General features: G+C 40.7%; 18 protein-coding genes. 13 read left to right on the plus strand and 5 right to left on the minus strand.

The genetic code is table 11. The features are described 5' to 3' along the window. Positions 1-4: 4 nt before the first annotated feature. From HMPREF9456_RS11495 to mobA, 5 genes are all read right to left on the minus strand, one after another. Positions 5-1,045 carry a DNA cytosine methyltransferase gene (locus tag HMPREF9456_RS11495; RefSeq protein ID WP_006843706.1) on the minus strand — a complete coding sequence of 347 codons (1,041 nt, stop codon included), beginning with the start codon at positions 1,043-1,045 and terminating at the stop codon, positions 5-7. A 4-nt stretch (positions 1,046-1,049) separates the two neighbouring features. Beyond that, positions 1,050-1,265: a helix-turn-helix transcriptional regulator gene (locus HMPREF9456_RS11500; RefSeq protein ID WP_006843707.1), complete on the minus strand. Its 216-nt coding sequence runs from the start codon at positions 1,263-1,265 to the stop codon at positions 1,050-1,052. A gap of 83 nt (positions 1,266-1,348) precedes the next feature. Next, positions 1,349-3,358 (minus strand): conjugal transfer protein MobC, encoded by a 2,010-nt coding sequence (gene mobC, locus HMPREF9456_RS11505; RefSeq protein ID WP_006843708.1) that lies wholly within the window; start codon positions 3,356-3,358, stop codon positions 1,349-1,351. A gap of 10 nt (positions 3,359-3,368) precedes the next feature. Then, positions 3,369-4,625, minus strand: a complete 1,257-nt coding sequence (gene mobB, locus HMPREF9456_RS11510) for a conjugal transfer protein MobB (RefSeq protein WP_006843709.1) — start codon at positions 4,623-4,625, stop codon at positions 3,369-3,371. Then, positions 4,610-5,047, minus strand: coding sequence for a conjugal transfer protein MobA (gene mobA, locus HMPREF9456_RS11515; RefSeq protein ID WP_026177145.1), 438 nt, complete (start codon positions 5,045-5,047; stop codon positions 4,610-4,612). The genes mobB and mobA overlap by 16 nt, the downstream gene beginning before the upstream one ends. Positions 5,048-5,568: 521 nt before the next feature. On the opposite strand from mobA, the gene HMPREF9456_RS11520 reads away from it, so the two are divergent. The 13 genes from HMPREF9456_RS11520 (at position 5,569) to HMPREF9456_RS11580 (ending at position 16,199) form a co-directional block, all read left to right on the plus strand. Continuing rightward, positions 5,569-6,330, plus strand: a complete 762-nt coding sequence (locus tag HMPREF9456_RS11520) for a ParA family protein (protein WP_006843711.1) — start codon at positions 5,569-5,571, stop codon at positions 6,328-6,330. 1 nt (position 6,331) lies between these two features. Next, positions 6,332-6,736, plus strand: coding sequence for a DUF3408 domain-containing protein (locus HMPREF9456_RS11525; protein WP_006843712.1), 405 nt, complete (start codon positions 6,332-6,334; stop codon positions 6,734-6,736). A 1-nt stretch (position 6,737) separates the two neighbouring features. Beyond that, positions 6,738-7,373 carry a hypothetical protein gene (locus tag HMPREF9456_RS11530; RefSeq protein ID WP_006843713.1) on the plus strand — a complete coding sequence of 212 codons (636 nt, stop codon included), beginning with the start codon at positions 6,738-6,740 and terminating at the stop codon, positions 7,371-7,373. 159 nt (positions 7,374-7,532) lie between these two features. Further along, entirely contained in the window at positions 7,533-7,829 is a 297-nt protein-coding gene (locus tag HMPREF9456_RS11535; protein WP_006843714.1) for a DUF4134 domain-containing protein, read from the plus strand. A 3-nt stretch (positions 7,830-7,832) separates the two neighbouring features. Continuing rightward, on the plus strand, positions 7,833-8,192 hold the full coding sequence (locus tag HMPREF9456_RS11540; protein WP_006843715.1) for a DUF4133 domain-containing protein: 360 nt from the start codon (positions 7,833-7,835) through the stop codon (positions 8,190-8,192). After that, the gene (locus tag HMPREF9456_RS11545) at positions 8,155-10,650 is read left to right on the plus strand and encodes a TraG family conjugative transposon ATPase (protein WP_006843716.1); all 2,496 of its coding nucleotides are present in this window, start codon (positions 8,155-8,157) and stop codon (positions 10,648-10,650) included. The genes HMPREF9456_RS11540 and HMPREF9456_RS11545 overlap by 38 nt, the downstream gene beginning before the upstream one ends. Positions 10,651-10,671: 21 nt before the next feature. Beyond that, entirely contained in the window at positions 10,672-11,301 is a 630-nt protein-coding gene (locus HMPREF9456_RS11550; protein ID WP_006843717.1) for a DUF4141 domain-containing protein, read from the plus strand. A 2-nt stretch (positions 11,302-11,303) separates the two neighbouring features. Next, complete coding sequence (gene traJ / locus HMPREF9456_RS11555) at positions 11,304-12,314, plus strand: conjugative transposon protein TraJ (RefSeq protein WP_006843718.1); 1,011 nt, start codon at positions 11,304-11,306, stop codon at positions 12,312-12,314. A gap of 9 nt (positions 12,315-12,323) precedes the next feature. Beyond that, complete coding sequence (gene traK, locus HMPREF9456_RS11560) at positions 12,324-12,947, plus strand: conjugative transposon protein TraK (protein WP_006843719.1); 624 nt, start codon at positions 12,324-12,326, stop codon at positions 12,945-12,947. A gap of 3 nt (positions 12,948-12,950) precedes the next feature. Beyond that, positions 12,951-13,241 (plus strand): TraL conjugative transposon family protein, encoded by a 291-nt coding sequence (locus tag HMPREF9456_RS11565; protein ID WP_006843720.1) that lies wholly within the window; start codon positions 12,951-12,953, stop codon positions 13,239-13,241. Beyond that, entirely contained in the window at positions 13,210-14,535 is a 1,326-nt protein-coding gene (gene traM, locus HMPREF9456_RS11570; protein WP_006843721.1) for a conjugative transposon protein TraM, read from the plus strand. The genes HMPREF9456_RS11565 and traM overlap by 32 nt, the downstream gene beginning before the upstream one ends. 106 nt (positions 14,536-14,641) lie before the next feature. Further along, positions 14,642-15,556 (plus strand): conjugative transposon protein TraN, encoded by a 915-nt coding sequence (gene traN / locus HMPREF9456_RS11575; RefSeq protein ID WP_006843722.1) that lies wholly within the window; start codon positions 14,642-14,644, stop codon positions 15,554-15,556. A 106-nt stretch (positions 15,557-15,662) separates the two neighbouring features. Beyond that, positions 15,663-16,199: a conjugal transfer protein TraO gene (locus HMPREF9456_RS11580; protein WP_035329848.1), complete on the plus strand. Its 537-nt coding sequence runs from the start codon at positions 15,663-15,665 to the stop codon at positions 16,197-16,199. Positions 16,200-16,201: the final 2 nt, after the last annotated feature.

Genomic DNA, 16,201 nt, shown 5'->3' on the forward strand with positions numbered 1-16,201 from the left:
CTAATTAAGTATTTATAATAACATCTCCTAATCGGCGTGCATATTCAGGAGGTACAGCATTGCCTATAAGTTTGGCTGTTGATTGCATACTTATTGTTTTGAAAATATAATTTTCAGGAAATGTTTGCAATGTTGCTCCTTCTCTCAAAGATATTGCTCTATCTTGTTCTGGATGAGCAAAACGACCATTAGAAATATTAAAAAACTTTGTTGTAATTGTTGATGATGGTTTTTTCCAAGACAATCTACCATAAACATCTTTAAAACAATTATCCTTTCCAATATAGCATGCTAATTGTAACTCCGGATCATTTTTCCATCCCATACGTGTTCCTCCATCTTTGTCCGTTTTTGCAAGTCTTTTTAAATTGATTTGATTTAGTCCAGCGGTTGTGTGATTGAAATCCGAAACATCTTTATGTCCAGCAGGGATTACAGGAAAACCTTTTTCTGGGGAAATGTAATCTATCAATAAAGCCTGTTTTTCCTCTTTTGGAGGGAGTGATATGGGTTTTACTCTTGATGCAATAAGAGAAAAGCGTTTACGAGATTGAGGTACGCCATAATAACTCATATCTATTATTTTTTGTTCAATATATGTATAACCTTTATTTTGAAGAAATTCCAAAAATTCAGGTAATACGCTATCTTTTCTTGTCATCAATCCAGGTACATTTTCTACTAACACATAACCAGGATTATAGTAATCAATGAAGCGACTGAAATCTAATAATAAATCTTTGGATTTCTGAGATTTTTCTTTTTTTGTGTTAATTATACTATAATATTGACAAGGACTACAACCTACAAGTATTAAATGATCATCATTTTTATTAATATTTAAATGCTTTTCAAAATAATCACTTGGTAATTGAGTTACATCAGAATAAATAAATTTTGAACCGATATTATTATATTCATAAGTTTCCTTCGCATCTTTATCAAAATCAACTCCAGCTACAACCTCAATACCTGCTAAGCGAAGACCACACGTCATACCTCCACCACCACAAAAGAAATCAATTGCTTTATATTTTTTTTTCATTATACTATTCCTTTATTTTTGTTGATACAAATAAATCTTTAACATCAACATCAAGAATACCTGCTATATCGATAAATGTTTCGATGTTTGGCTGTTTCTCATTAGTACACCATCTGGAAATAGTCGATTCTGTTTTTCCCAATTGTGCAGCCAGCCATTTATTTGTTAATCTTTTCTCTGCAAGAATAACCTTTATTCGATTAATTGCTCTCTCTGACATATATATTGTTCTTGTGTGCAAATTTATTGTTTCCTTTTCATAAATACAAACGCAATATAGCTAACTTATCAACACTAAGATATTTATTCTTTATCTTTTACCAGAAATTGTAGCTCTGGGTCATTCTTAATACGCTCTATTTCGTCAATCACAATCTGTTTTATATCCTGCTTTACTTTGTCATAGTTAAGTTGAATCTGTTCTTTCATCAGGTCATTACCATCCACATCCCGAAAGTCGATAATCTCCGGTATCTTTCCATAGCAGGCAGTTTCACGCTTTACCTTATCATTATCAACCACTATTTCGCAATGGAAAATCTTCTGTTCGATACGTTCATCAAAGTTATCGCTGACAGCTCCTACAAACATCCCTTGAGTAAGGTTTGATATTTTGCTGGCAGGGATAAGGCTGTCCATCTGTGTACTGATGGAAGTTGATTTGTCCTGACGGTTAATTGTTATGGACTGGCGTTTCTGTAACACTTTACCGAAACGGTCTGACAACGCTTTGGCTGTTTCTCCGACTACCTGACCAGAAAAGATATTTCCGACCGTATTTTGTATCACTTTGCTTTCTTTATCCCCATAGTCCCTTGTTAGCTGACTGTAATCCTGAAATCCTAAACAAACTGCTACTTTATTGGAACGGGCGGTAGCTATCAGATTATCCAGTCCCCGAAAGTAAATGGTTGGGAGCTCGTCAATGATAACCGAACTTTTTAACTGTCCCTTTTTGTTAATCAACTTCACAATACGACTGTTGTACAATCCCAGTGCTGCCGAATAGATATTCTGACGGTCGGGATTGTTTCCAACACAAAGTATCTTCGGTTCGTTCGGATTGTTAATGTCCAGTGTAAAATCATCACCTGTCATTACCCAGTACAGAGCAGGAGAAATCATTCTTGAAAGCGGAATCTTCGCCGAAGCAATTTGCCCTTGTAGCTGGTCTTGTGCTCCGCCTTCCCACGCATCCATAAAAGGACTCAAATAGTTTTCAAGCTCCAGATATGAGGTGAGTATGGTGAAAGTATCTGCATACTTCTTATTCAGAAATTCAATTGCGTGCGGAAAAGTGCAATATTGCCCGTTCTTGTATATCTTGAGAAACCAAATGATGGCAGCCAGCAAAATAATGGGCGATTCTACAAAAAAGTCGCCCTGCTTGCTTATCCAGCTACGGTTCAGATTCAGCATAATGGTATAAGCCGATTCATAGGCGTCAGAAATATCCGTCATAGAAGCAGGATTGATAGGATTGCATCGATGACTCTTTCGAGGATCGTCAAAGTTGATAACATAGAAAGTTGGTTTTACCTTGTAAGCATCCGAATGGTTTAGCAGATGGTTATACGCAATTTCCGACAGATCGGGGAATTTGTAATCATAGATGTACATGGAAAAACCCTTTTCAATTTGTTGTTTGATATAGTTATTTACCACTGCATACGATTTTCCCGAACCGGGTGTTCCCAACACGATTGTAGCCCTGAAGGGATTTACTACGTTTATCCATCCGTTGTGTTGTTTCTTTCTATACCAGAAACGGGTCGGCAGGTTTATTGAATATTCATTTTCCATCAGGCGGGTTTCCTGCATGAACGATTCATTTTCCAGATTGAACACATCTTCCATCAGGTTGTTTTTCAGCAGGCGTGACATCCACACACCTGCCACCAACAGGCACAGGTAACCTATCGCAAGTGATGAAATATAAAAAGCAGTAATAGCAGCAAGCGATAAACGCAGATCCAACAGCCACCAGTTCATAAAAAACAGGATAAATCCCGCAATTAACAACATACAAATTTTACTCCATGTTATCGTCTCTTCCTTTACTCCCTTTGTTCCCAAACAGGATAGAGCAAGGAATATCACGGCAAAAATCTTTGTATAAATTATATGATTGAACAATCCAGCTGTTCGTTGGAAGTTCAACAGGATTTTATCGACTACGCCGATATTGACTCCCCAGTTTACAAACGACTGGTAACAAAACCAATAGATGTGGATTACCACGAATAAAATACTGATGGCTCGCATAAAGTCCATGACTTTGGCCAGTCCTCTTAAATCATCTTCTTGTGACATAACTGTACTTTTATAATTTTCTTCGTTTTTTCTTTTTCTTCTTAGGATATGGAACTTGATCGTTCTCATGGTAAGCATCACTACCATCTGGAATAATGCTAAACAGACTTTCAATGGAACTTCCATCACTATTAGATTGCGACTCGGACGGCACGAATGGTTCTGCCGAAGGTAAGAACGGTTCTTTTTGGATAACCACTTGTTTTGCGTATCCATCGCTTGCATGGGATTCTCTAAACAAGTCATTGAATACATTGGCAGAAAACTCTTTCCCTAAACGGGAGCCGTTCAAAACTGCTTTATGTTCATGGTCGATGAATGTTACTCCGTATATCCGGCCTTCCGCATTCTGCCTGAAAAAGACTTCCACTGCTTTCTTATTCAGATTCTTTTCAAAATCGACACGGGAAATACTGGGCTTCATGGCATCCGTTACTTTTTTGCTGATAACGGACTTTAATTTCCCGTCTTTCCACTTCGTAGAAGCCTGTTCCGTTTTTCGCTTGATGGTTTCCACACCAACCGATTTTCCCAGCCGTGAAGACTTGAAGGGATTGCCCTGTTTCTCTCCGTTATTGTTGGTAGCTGAATACACCATACCGTGAAAAGGCTTTCCCCTTACTTCACCTTTTACTTCTTCTGCGTGTACATTATGAATTGACAGTAAGGACTTGAGTTCCCCGATGCTTTGAAACTGGTACGTATTAATCAGTCCCTTTAGCGTATTAGAAAGCTGACGTTTCACATCGCCCGCAGCATAATCCACCTTTTGGAATCGGTATTGCTCTTTCTGCTGTTGCTTTTCGGCAGGATGCAGACTATACTTTTGTTCCAGTTCCCGTGTGATGTCCTTGCTCCGGCGGTATTCAAACTTATCGTTCAACTTTCTGCCATTCTCGTCCACCCGCAGCGATACGATATGCAGGTGATGGCGGTCGATGTCTTCATGTTTATAAACCATGTAAGGCTGATTACCATAACCCAACTTCTCCATATACTCCTGTGCAATTTGCGAAAGCTGTTCGTCAGTCAGCTTATCATCGGGATGCGGATTCAGAGATATGTGGATAATCGGTTTTTCAGTCTTGATGTCTTGTGGAAGCTGCATCTGAAAACATTCCATGCAACGATGGATATTGAAGTTTCCATCCTCACTTTCAAACATACGGTTGCTGAAAAGCACCTTGCCATGCTCTTCATCCACCTTACTTTGGTTATATGCCAACGCTCCGAAAAGCGAACTTCCCACGTTTATTTTTGCAACCATCGCTGTTCAAAATCCCGTGTTAATTCTATTACTTTCCGGTTTAATTCCACCAGTTCCAGCGTTGCTTTTTCCAATTTATAGAGAAAAGCCATTGCTTTTTTCTCCGTGAAATTGGTATTCAGAGCCTTTACAATTTGATTATAATTCACTCCGGTTGCCCTGAATTGGGCGTAAAAATTGGTCAGCCGTGTATAATAATCCACCGTAGCCTTGTCAATTTTTATCACTTTAAATGAATCACCAAAGATTCGTGCGATGATAAAATGTGCCTTCGTCCGCATCCCGGATTGCTCGAAAAGAGCCAAAAAACGGGCATGGTCGATGGCATTGAAACTGACCGAATAGCGAAATACCGCAGGGTCTTCTTTCGGCTTCCGTCCTTTGCCACCTGACTGTGGTACGTTCGATTTTTCCTTTTCCATACCATTACTTTTTAAAGGGTTTACGACTTCGGAGTACATCCACAATTTTTCGAGTTCTGAGAAAATTGCTCCCTGCAAGGGCAAGGGTTCAGAGCTGCTGAAAGAATTTCAAGCTGCGCTGAACACACCTTGCTATTTGCATGGCGCAAATAAAATCCGTCTGAGGACGGATTGCAGTTTTTCTTAAAGTGAATGAACTCCAGAAAACATATTTACCGGAGCCTTTTTTATCGGTTCAGGTAATTACTGATGCAAAGTAACGGGGATTAATTATACTGTACCATAGATTTTTACAGGACAAGCGAAGCCATATAAAGTCATATGAAGCCATTTTCAAAAACGGATGTTTTTTCTCCATTTATTTGCCATCGAAATCGGTATTGAAGTCAATGAATAAACCTGTCCATACTTATGTGGATAAGTAAATACCTTCTTACTGATTTCCTGAAATCAAGACATACTGAAATCAATATATCAATATGTCAGTCAGTAACGAAGTAAAACAATCAATACGTAAAGAAATGAAGAAAGAAACCTTGTATGTAGCATTCTCTACCCAAAAGGGCGGAGTGGGAAAAACAACTTTTACGGTACTGGTGGCAAGTTACCTGTACTATTTGAAAGGTTACAATGTGGCAGTGGTCGATTGCGACTACCCGCAACACAGCATCAGTGCCATGCGTAAGCGGGATGGCGAACAGGTGAACTGTGATAAAAGATATAAGCTGCTTGCCTATAAGCAGTTTAAAGCACTCGGTAAAAAGGCTTATCCGGTACTGTGCAGCACACCTGAAGCAGCTATACAGACTGCCGAAGAGTTCCAGCAATCGGATACGGACATGGATGTGGTATTTTTTGATTTGCCCGGAACAGTAAACAGTGAAGGCATTATCAACTCGTTGGCCTCTATGGATTACATCTTCACACCGATTACTGCCGACCATGTGGTATTGGAAAGCAGCCTGTCCTTTGCCATGACCGTAAACAGTTTGCTGGTAAAGAATGAATCCTACCGTTTGAAAGAACTACACCTGTTTTGGAATCAGGTGGATGGCAGGGAAAAGACCGACCTGTACGAAATCTACGAAAAGACAATCAAAGAGTTGGAATTACCACTGATGAAAACCTTTATACCCGATACGAAAAGGTATAAGAAGGAACTTTCGAACGAACGGCAAAGCATCTTCCGTTCCACACTCTTCCCCGCAGACAAGCGAATGATTAAAGGCAGCAATCTCGAAGAGTTGATTGCCGAATTAGGATACATCATAAAACTATACTGATATGGCAAAACAGGAAAAAGTACAGGTGGACGAAGATTTTATGAAGGAAATCATTTCACAGGGCTTGCCCGTGAAAGTTCCGCCAAAAGAAGAAACAGTTCAGGAAAAACCAGAAGTACCTGCGGAAGTTGTACCACAAACCGAAGTCAGGCAGCCGTCCCGAAAGAAGAAAAATGCAACAGGAGATTACAAGGAAATATACTTTCAGAAAATGGAATTACCCGACCGTCAACCCATTTATGTAAGCCGTTCCACACACGAAAAATTGATAAAGATAGTATCGACCATAGGTGAGCGCAAGGCAACCGTCAGCAGTTATGTGGAAACTATCATCCTTCGCCATTTCGACCAGTTTCAGGACGAAATAAATGATTTGTACCGCCAAACATTTGAAAACCCTATTTAATATGTGGAAGCTAATCATTGCAGGCATTGTCTTGTACTACATCGTACTGATATGGAAATATCGGAACAGTCTTTTTAATAGCAAAAAGAAGGAAAATAAAACCAACCCTCCCGAACCGGAAAGAAATGCAAATTCCAGAAGTATTATAGGTAAATCAGGCTTTCGTTTAGGACAACTAAAGTCATCTGAAGCCTTTGAAAGACAGATTTCTAAACCGATTAGTAATGCCACTAATTTTGATCAGTTAAACAATGAGGATACCCCGCAACCGATGGATGTGGAATTTGATATGGAGTATGAAGATGATGTGGAAAATGAAGAACCGGAAGAGGAAGAAATTATCTGCTTTATGGATGAAGAACTTCAATCGGCACAGGGTATCTCCTTTGAAGAAATGGCGCAGGCGGTACAGGTTGTACATACGGCAAATGTAGCTGAAGAGGAAGAACGAAAAGCTGTGCAAACCTTTTCGGTTATGGAGCAAACAAACTTGTACGATACGGTGATAGAACAGATTAACGGGGGCAGGCTGCGTGTGGCCGAAATGCTTAAAAAGTACGATTATGTATTCATTGCTCCGCCTGCGGAAACTACCCACGAAGATTTATCGACGTTCGATATGAATGATTATATGTAAGACCTTTAAACATAAGATATATGAAGCAAAAAGAGTACGGTTAGCTACACTTATCAAAATAAAAAAGAGGGCTTGACCCGACCACAAAAAATCTCAATTATTAATCCGCCGGAACGGGGACTATCCAACCCCTTCCGGCACTTTTACAATCAGTTTATAATGAAAAAGAAAATATTTCTTTCGGCAGCCATCATTTTAGCTGCTACTTCTGTATTCGCACAGGGTAATGGTGTGGGCGGTATTACTGAAGCTACCAATATGGTAACATCGTATTTCGATCCCGCTACCAAGTTGATATATGCCATTGGTGCTGTTGTGGGATTGATTGGCGGTATCAAAGTTTACAACAAATTTTCATCCGGTGATCCAGATACAGGCAAAACGGCAGCAAGCTGGTTTGGGGCTTGCATCTTCCTGATTGTTGCTGCAACCATCCTGCGTTCATTCTTTTTGTAAGCTATGGCGGACTATACAGTAAACAGAGGTATTGGCAGAGCTGTAGAATTTAAGGGTTTGCGGAGTCAGTATCTCTTCATATTCGCAGGAGGTTTACTTTCCGTGTTCGTGTTATTTGTAGTCATGTACATGGCTGGTATCAACCAGTGGATTTGTATCGGGTTTGGAGCGGTATCCGCATCCACGCTGGTATACCTGACATTCATGCTTAACGATAAATATGGGACATACGGTTTGATGAAGTTGCAAGCCCGCAGAAACCATCCCCGCTATATCATTAACCGCAGGTCAATACATCGACTATTCACTTATAAAAGAAAAGCGCATGAGAAATATAATGAAAGCAGCGACACTGGAGAGTAAATTTCCTTTGCTTGCAGCTGAACACGATTGTATCATCAGCAAAGATGCCGATATTACGGTAGCATTTTGTGTACAGTTACCCGAACTGTTTACTGTTACGGGCGTTGAGTACGAAGCGATACATTCGACATGGCATAAAGCAATTAAAGTGTTGCCTGATTATTCTATCATCCACAAACAGGACTGGTTTATTAAAGAAAACTACACACCTGAAATTCAAAAGGACAATTTAAGTTTTCTGAGTCGTAGCTTTGAACGGCATTTCAACGAACGACCATTCCTGAACCATACCTGTTACCTGTTCCTGACGAAAACGACAAAGGAACGGGCAAGGATGCAGAGTAATTTCAATACGCTTTGTAAAGGCTTTATTGTTCCGAAAGAGATTCAGGATAAAGAAGCAGTGACAAAGTTTTTGGAATTGGTCGGGCAGTTTGAGCGGATTATGAATGATTCGGGTTTTATTACCCTTACCCGTCTGACGTCAGAAGATATTACCGGAATGCCAGATAAAGCGGGCATTGTGGAAAAGTATTTTTCCCTTTCACAAAGTGATACCACGACGCTGAAGGATATCCAACTCAATGCGGAAGAAATGCGTATAGGTGATAATATTTTGTGCCTGCATACACTTTCAGATGTAGAAGATCTGCCCGGAAAGATTGCCACTGATTCCCGATATGAAAAACTATCGACAGACCGTAGTGACTGTCGATTGTCATTTGCTGCACCTGTAGGAGTACTATTGAGTTGCAACCATGTGTACAACCAGTATATTTTCATAGACGATCATGCCGATAACTTGAAAAAGTTTGAGAAGCAAGCCCGTAATATGCACTCTCTGTCCCGATACAGTAGAGCCAATCAGGTGAACAAGGAGTGGATTGAAGAGTATTTGAACGAAGCGCACAGTCAGGGATTAACTTCTGTTCGCTGCCATTGTAACGTAATGGCATGGGCTGATGACAAGGAAGAACTCAAGCATATCAAAAATGATGTAGGAAGCCAGCTTGCTTTGATGGAATGCAAACCACGCCACAATACCGTGGATACACCCACTTTGTTTTGGGCAGCCATTCCGGGTAATGCGGGTGATTTTCCTGCGGAAGAATCCTTCTTCACATTCATCGAACAGGCATTGTGTTTCTTTACGGAAGAAACTAATTATCATTCTTCGCCATCTCCGTTCGGAATCAAGATGGTGGATAGATTGACCGGGAAACCGCTTCATGTGGATATTTCCGACCTGCCCATGAAGCGTGGGATTATCACGAACCGCAATAAGTTCATCTTAGGGCCTTCGGGTTCGGGAAAATCCTTTTTCACCAACCACATGGTACGCCAGTATTACGAACAGGGAAGCCATGTACTGCTTGTGGATACGGGAAACAGCTACTTGGGTTTATGTGAAATGATTAATCTCAAAACACAAGGTGCTGATGGGGTTTATTTCACCTATACCGAGCAAAATCCTATTGCTTTCAATCCTTTCTATACCGATGATAATGTTTTTGATATTGAAAAACGGGAATCCATCAAAACGCTTATTCTTACTCTATGGAAGCGGGATAACGAACCGCCCACACGAGCAGAAGAAGTTGCCCTTTCCAATGCTGTAAGCCTTTACATTGAGAAGCTGAAAGTAGGGATAGAACCTTCGTTCAATACCTTCTATGAATATGTAAGCGGAGAGTATCGGGAAGTGTTGGAAGCCAAACAAGTTCGTGAAAAGGACTTTGACGTGGCGAACTTTCTGAATGTCCTTGAACCCTACTATCGTGGCGGAGAGTACGATTACCTGTTGAACTCGGATAAGCAGCTTGATTTGCTTTCCAAACGATTTATCGTATTTGAGTTGGACAATATTAAAGACCACAAAATCCTGTTTCCCATCGTCACTATCATTATTATGGAAGTGTTTATCAACAAGATGCGCCGATTGAAGGGGATCCGAAAATTAATCCTGATTGAAGAAGCATGGAAAGCCATTGCCAAAGAAGGGATGGCAGAATACATCAAATACCTGTTCAAAACTGTGCGTAAGTTCTTTGGTGAAGCAATTGTGGTTACACAGGAAGTCGAAGACATAATTTCTTCACCTATAGTAAAGGAATCCATCATCAACAACTCCGACTGCAAGATCCTGTTAGACCAGCGCAAATACATGAATAAGTTCGACAGTATTCAGGCACTCTTGGGATTAACCGAAAAGGAAAAGTCTCAGGTGCTTTCCATCAATATGGCAAACCATCCGGGACGAAACTACAAAGAAGTGTGGATCGGTCTTGGCGGGGTGCAATCCGCTGTATATGCTACTGAAGTGAGTTTGGAAGAGTATTACACCTATACAACGGAAGAAAGCGAAAAGCTTGAATTGTTCCAACTTACCGAAAAACTGGATGGTAACATCGAACTTGCCATTAAGCAGCTTGCTGAAAGCAAGCGTAGCCCAAATTAGTATCAATTAAAAACCAAAGTAATGAAAACAAAAATAATGATGTCAGTGCTGCTGCTTTGCCTTTTTGCAGGTCAAGCAAACGCACAATGGACAGTAGTTGATCCGACCAATCTGGCACAAGGTATTGTAAATACAACGAAGGAGATTGCACAGACATCCAAAACGGTGAATAATACGCTGGACACCTTCAGGGAAACGAAGAAACTATACGAACAGGGAAAGCAATACTACGATGCCCTGAAAGCTGTAAACAATCTGGTGAAGGATGCCAGGAAGGTACAAAAAACCGTGCTTCTATTGGGTGATATTACAGATATATATGTTACAAATTTCCAACTTATGTTGTCTGATAAGAACTTCCGACCGGAAGAACTCAATGCCATTGGCTTTGGTTATTCCAAGCTGTTGAATGAAAGTTCAGATGTTCTTATGGAACTTAAGAACGTAGTCAATATAAACGGACTTTCCATGAGTGATGCCGAACGTATGGAACGGATAGATAAAGCTTATAATGCAGTTTTGAATTACCGGAATCTGGTTTCCTACTATACCCGTAAAAACATCTCCGTTTCGTACCTGCGGGCAAAGAAAATCAATGATACAGAGCGGGTGATGGCTCTTTACGGAAATGCTAACGATAGATACTGGTAACTATGACCTTGTTAGCCGTTGATTGGGGGAATTTGCATGAGATACTGAAAAACCTCTATGTGGATATGATGCCTTTGTGCAGTAGCATGACAGGGGTAGCTAAAGGTGTGGCCGGACTGGGTGCGTTGTTTTATATCGCATCCAAGGTATGGCAGGCATTATCGAGAGCTGAACCAATAGATGTATATCCGCTTCTGCGTCCTTTTGCCATCGGGTTGTGTATTATGTTCTTTCCGACTTTAGTGCTGGGAACGATCAACAGCGTGATGTCACCCGTAGTGAAAGGCACACATAATTTACTTGAAGGGCAAACTTTCGATATGAACAAATATCAGGAACAGAAAGACAGAAAGGAATATGAAGCCATGCTTCGGAATCCGGAAACTGCATTTCTTGTTTCCAATGAAGAGTTCGATAAACAACTGGACGAACTGGGATGGTCGCCTTCCGATATGGTAACCATGATGGGAATGTATGTGGAGAGGGGCGTGTATAATATGAAAAAAGCTGTTCGAGACTGGTTTCGGGAGTTGTTGGAAATACTCTTTCAGGCTGCTGGGCTTGTTATTGATACGATACGGACGTTCTTTCTGATTGTGCTGGCCATATTGGGCCCGATTGCTTTTGCAATATCGGTCTATGATGGCTTTCAATCAACCCTTACGCAGTGGATAACACGCTACATAAGCGTATACTTGTGGCTCCCCGTATCGGATTTATTCAGTTCCATCCTTGCCCGTATTCAGGTCTTGATGCTCGAAAGAGACATTCAGCTGTTGGACGATCCTAATTTTATTCCCGACAGTTCCAATACGGTTTATATCATTTTTATGATAATTGGGATTGTAGGCTATTTCACAATTCCGACCGTAGCCAACTGGATTATTCAGGCTGGCGGATTGGGCGGTATGAGCCGGAATATTAACAAAACTGCCGGAATGGGTGGAAACCTTGCGGGTGCAACAGCAGGAGCAGCAACCGGAAACATCTCAGGAAAACTAATTAAAAAATAATCGCAGAACATGGAATTTAAGTCATTAAAAAATATAGAAACCAGCTTTAGGCAAATACGCCTGTTTGGAATTGTGTTTGTCTGCCTGTGTGCCGGAATTGTTGCTTATGCCCTTTGGAGTTCGTACAGTTTTGCCGAAAAACAACGTGAAAAGATTTACGTTCTCGATGGTGGTAAATCGCTGATTCTTGCTCTATCGCAAGATCTGTCGCAGAACCGTCCGGTAGAAGCAAAGGAACACGTAAAACGTTTCCATGAACTCTTCTTTACTCTGTCGCCAGATAAGAACGCCATTGAATCGAACATACAACGCTCGTTTTTTCTGGCGGATAAAAGTGCTTTCAACTACTATAAGGATTTAGCTGAGAAAGGATACTACAACCGGATCATTTCCGGCAATATCAATCAGGCGGTACAGGTAGACAGTGTTGTATGCAACTTCGAGCGATATCCTTATCTGGTAGAAACTTTCGCCCGTCAAATGATTGTTCGGGAAAGCAGCGTAACCGAACGAAGCCTTATTACCCGATGCCGATTGCTGAACTCCGTAAGGAGCGATAACAACCCGCATGGCTTTACTATTGAAGCTTTCGAGATTACGGAAAACAAAGATTTACAGGTATTGAAACGATAAGCCATGATCAAGAAGAAATTAATGAATTTGAAGAACTGGCTGAACGACAAGCTGCGCTACGCTTGCGGATGCCTGTCGGAAGATGCAAGGATGATCCTTATCATAACCTTCATCGTCGGAGGCAGTATCCTTTCTATCTATTGGACTGTTTCGTCCATATATAACATCGGTAAAAAGAGTGCCGAAAAGGAATTTATGGAGATAAGACACATTGAGCGTCTGGAAATCCAACGTAAGGACAGTATTAACCATAATCAACTACATGGACATGGAACAGAATCAGAATTTGAATAAACAGGAAGAAAAGGAGAATAAACAACTTACTCCGCAAGAGTTACAAAAACGTAAGAAACTAATCATCTTTCCGATAATGATACTTGCCTTTATTGGTTGTATGTGGCTGATATTCGCACCTTCATCAAATGATGAAGTAAAACCCGATGAAATAGGCGGTTTTAATGCAGATATACCATTGCCGAAGGAAGATGGTATTATCGGGGATAAGAAAACAGCTTACGAACAGGAACAAATGCGTTCCAAGCAGGAAGAGCGGATGCGCTCACTCCAAGACTTCGGTTTTATTTTAGGTGAAGACAATAAGGCTTCGGACAACTTGAGCCTGAGCACCAATTTACCAGAAGAGCAATCAGCAACATCCAATAGAAATCATTACGGTAGTTCTTCATCCCGCAGTTCTTATGTGCAGTCTTCGGCTTATGCTTATCAGGATATAAACCGTCAGTTGGGGAGTTTTTATGAAACACCTAAAGACGATCCGGAGAAGGAAGAACTGGCAAGAAAGATCGAAGAACTGGAAGCCCGTTTGCTTGAAAGGGATAATACTCAGAATACAGCAAATGATCAATTGGCACTGCTTGAAAAATCCTATGAGCTGGCAGCAAAATACATGAACGGAGGACAGCAACAGGGAATAAAACAGATAACACCATCTGCCCCCATACAGGGAAAAGTTCAGGCTTTGCCTGTAAAAACTGTAACAGAATCGGCAGTCTCCGGATTGCAAACACCGTCAAGCGATGCGAAATTTATAGCAGCATTCAGTCAGCCACGTAATTTCGGATTCAATACGGCGGTGGGGACAGGTCTTTCAATGGGAAAGAACACTATCCTTGCTTGTATCCATGAAGATCAATCAGTAATGGATGGGCAGAATGTACGCATTCGCCTGTTAGAACCTTTACAAGCAGGAAACATCATTGTTCCAAAAAACAATCTTATTACAGGAACTGTACGAGTTCAGGGTGAGCGTTTGGATATTAGCATCACTTCAATGGAGTACGAAGGCAATATCATTCCAGTGGAGCTGGCAGTATACGATTCGGACGGACAAAAGGGGCTGTTTGTTCCGTCCTCACTTGAAATGCAGGCACTAAACGAAGGCATGGCAAACATCGGTGCAGGGCTTGGTTCAAGCTTTACCGTGAATCAGAATGCAGGGGCAGCCATCGTATCGGATTTGACAAGAAGCGTACTGCAAGGTAGTTCGCAATACCTGTCAAAGAAATTGCGTACCGTACAAGTCAAGCTGAAAGCGAACTATCAAATACTATTGTATACCAAACAATAAACTTAACCAAAGTAATAAAATGGTCTGCGACCCACCACAAAAATTCTCAGTTATTAATCTGCCGTAAAGAATTATCTACTCTGAGCGGCATTCAAATCAATTTATAATGAAAAAGTTATTTTTTCTATCCACACTTTTTATCAGTGTGATAACAGTTAAAGCACAAAGCAACGACTTATTTCAGGGAGTTACCCAAAAGCTTCCTTATGCACAAATGGTAATTCCTTACGGGGTTCAGGTAACGTTTGCCAAAACAGTACATATCATCTTCCCGTCAGCAGTCAAATATGTAGACTTGGGTTCAAGCCATCTGATAGCAGGAAAAGCAGATGGTGCAGAAAACGTAATCCGTGTCAAGTCAGCAACAGAAGGCTTTCCCGGAGAAACCAATTTCTCGGTTATCTGCGAAGATGGCAGCTTTTATTCCTTCAATGCGAAATATGCCCAGGAACCTGATTTACTCAATATTGAAATGAAAGACTTTCTGGAAAACGAAGAAACAAGCATCACAGATTATTCACATACCCGCATGAATATCTATTTTCGAGAGTTGGGCAATGAATCTCCTTTATTGGTAAAGCTGATAATGCAATCCATCTATAAAAACAACGACCGAGAAATTCATCATTTGGGATGCAAACGATTCGGGATTCAGTTTTTAGTCAAGGGTATTTATACGCATAATGGGATGCTATATGTTCATACACAAGTGAAAAACTCTTCCAATGTTCCATTCAATACCGATTTTATACGGTTTAAGATTGTCGATAAACAGCTAGCCAAACGTACAGCTATTCAGGAACAGGTGCTTTACCCTGTGCGCAGTTTTAATGAAGTAATCGAAATCAAAGGAAAAGAGACTATGCGCACAGTCTACACGTTGCCAAAGTTTACGATTCCTGACGATAAAATACTTGAAATAGAACTTGTAGAAAAGAACGGTGGTCGTCACCAGAATATCCGTGTAGAAAATTTGGATATAGTGAACGCCAAAGTAATCAATGAACTTAAAATCAAGTAATATGAAAATTTCGAAAAAGAGAGAGCAGAAGCAAAACAAGTTTTGTATTCTGCCGAGTGGTAGAAATTTATGCAAGCAAATTATTACATTCTTTTTTTCGTTAGTCATGTTCCTGGTCTTCACAGACCAAGTACACGCACAACGATATATTCCCGGACAAAGGGGATTTCAACTGACTGGCGGAACAGTGGATGGTTTAAAGCTAGCTTCAACGCATCATTTTGGGGCAGCAGTATCAACTTACACCAAGAATCAGAACCGATGGGTATTCGGAGCAGAATACCTGAATAAATCTCTTTCCTATAAGGATAAAAATATTCCTGTTGCACAATTTACGGGTGAAGGCGGGTATTATGTAAATTTTCTTTCTGACCGCAGAAAAACATTCTTCTTGTCGTTCGGATTGTCGGCGCTTGCCGGATACGAAACAAGCAACTGGGGAGAAAAATTACTGTATGACGGTTCTACCTTGCGAAATAAAGACGGGTTCATATATGGCGGTGCAGCAACATTGGAACTGGAAACATTCATAGCAGACAGAATTATATTACTGGTTAATGCTCGTGAACGGATGCTGTTCGGCTCATCCATCGGAAAGTTCCATACACAATTCGGAATAGGTCTAAAATTCATTATAAATTAGAA

It is taken from the genome of Dysgonomonas mossii DSM 22836 (assembly GCF_000213575.1).
Lineage (GTDB): Bacteria > Bacteroidota > Bacteroidia > Bacteroidales > Dysgonomonadaceae > Dysgonomonas > Dysgonomonas mossii.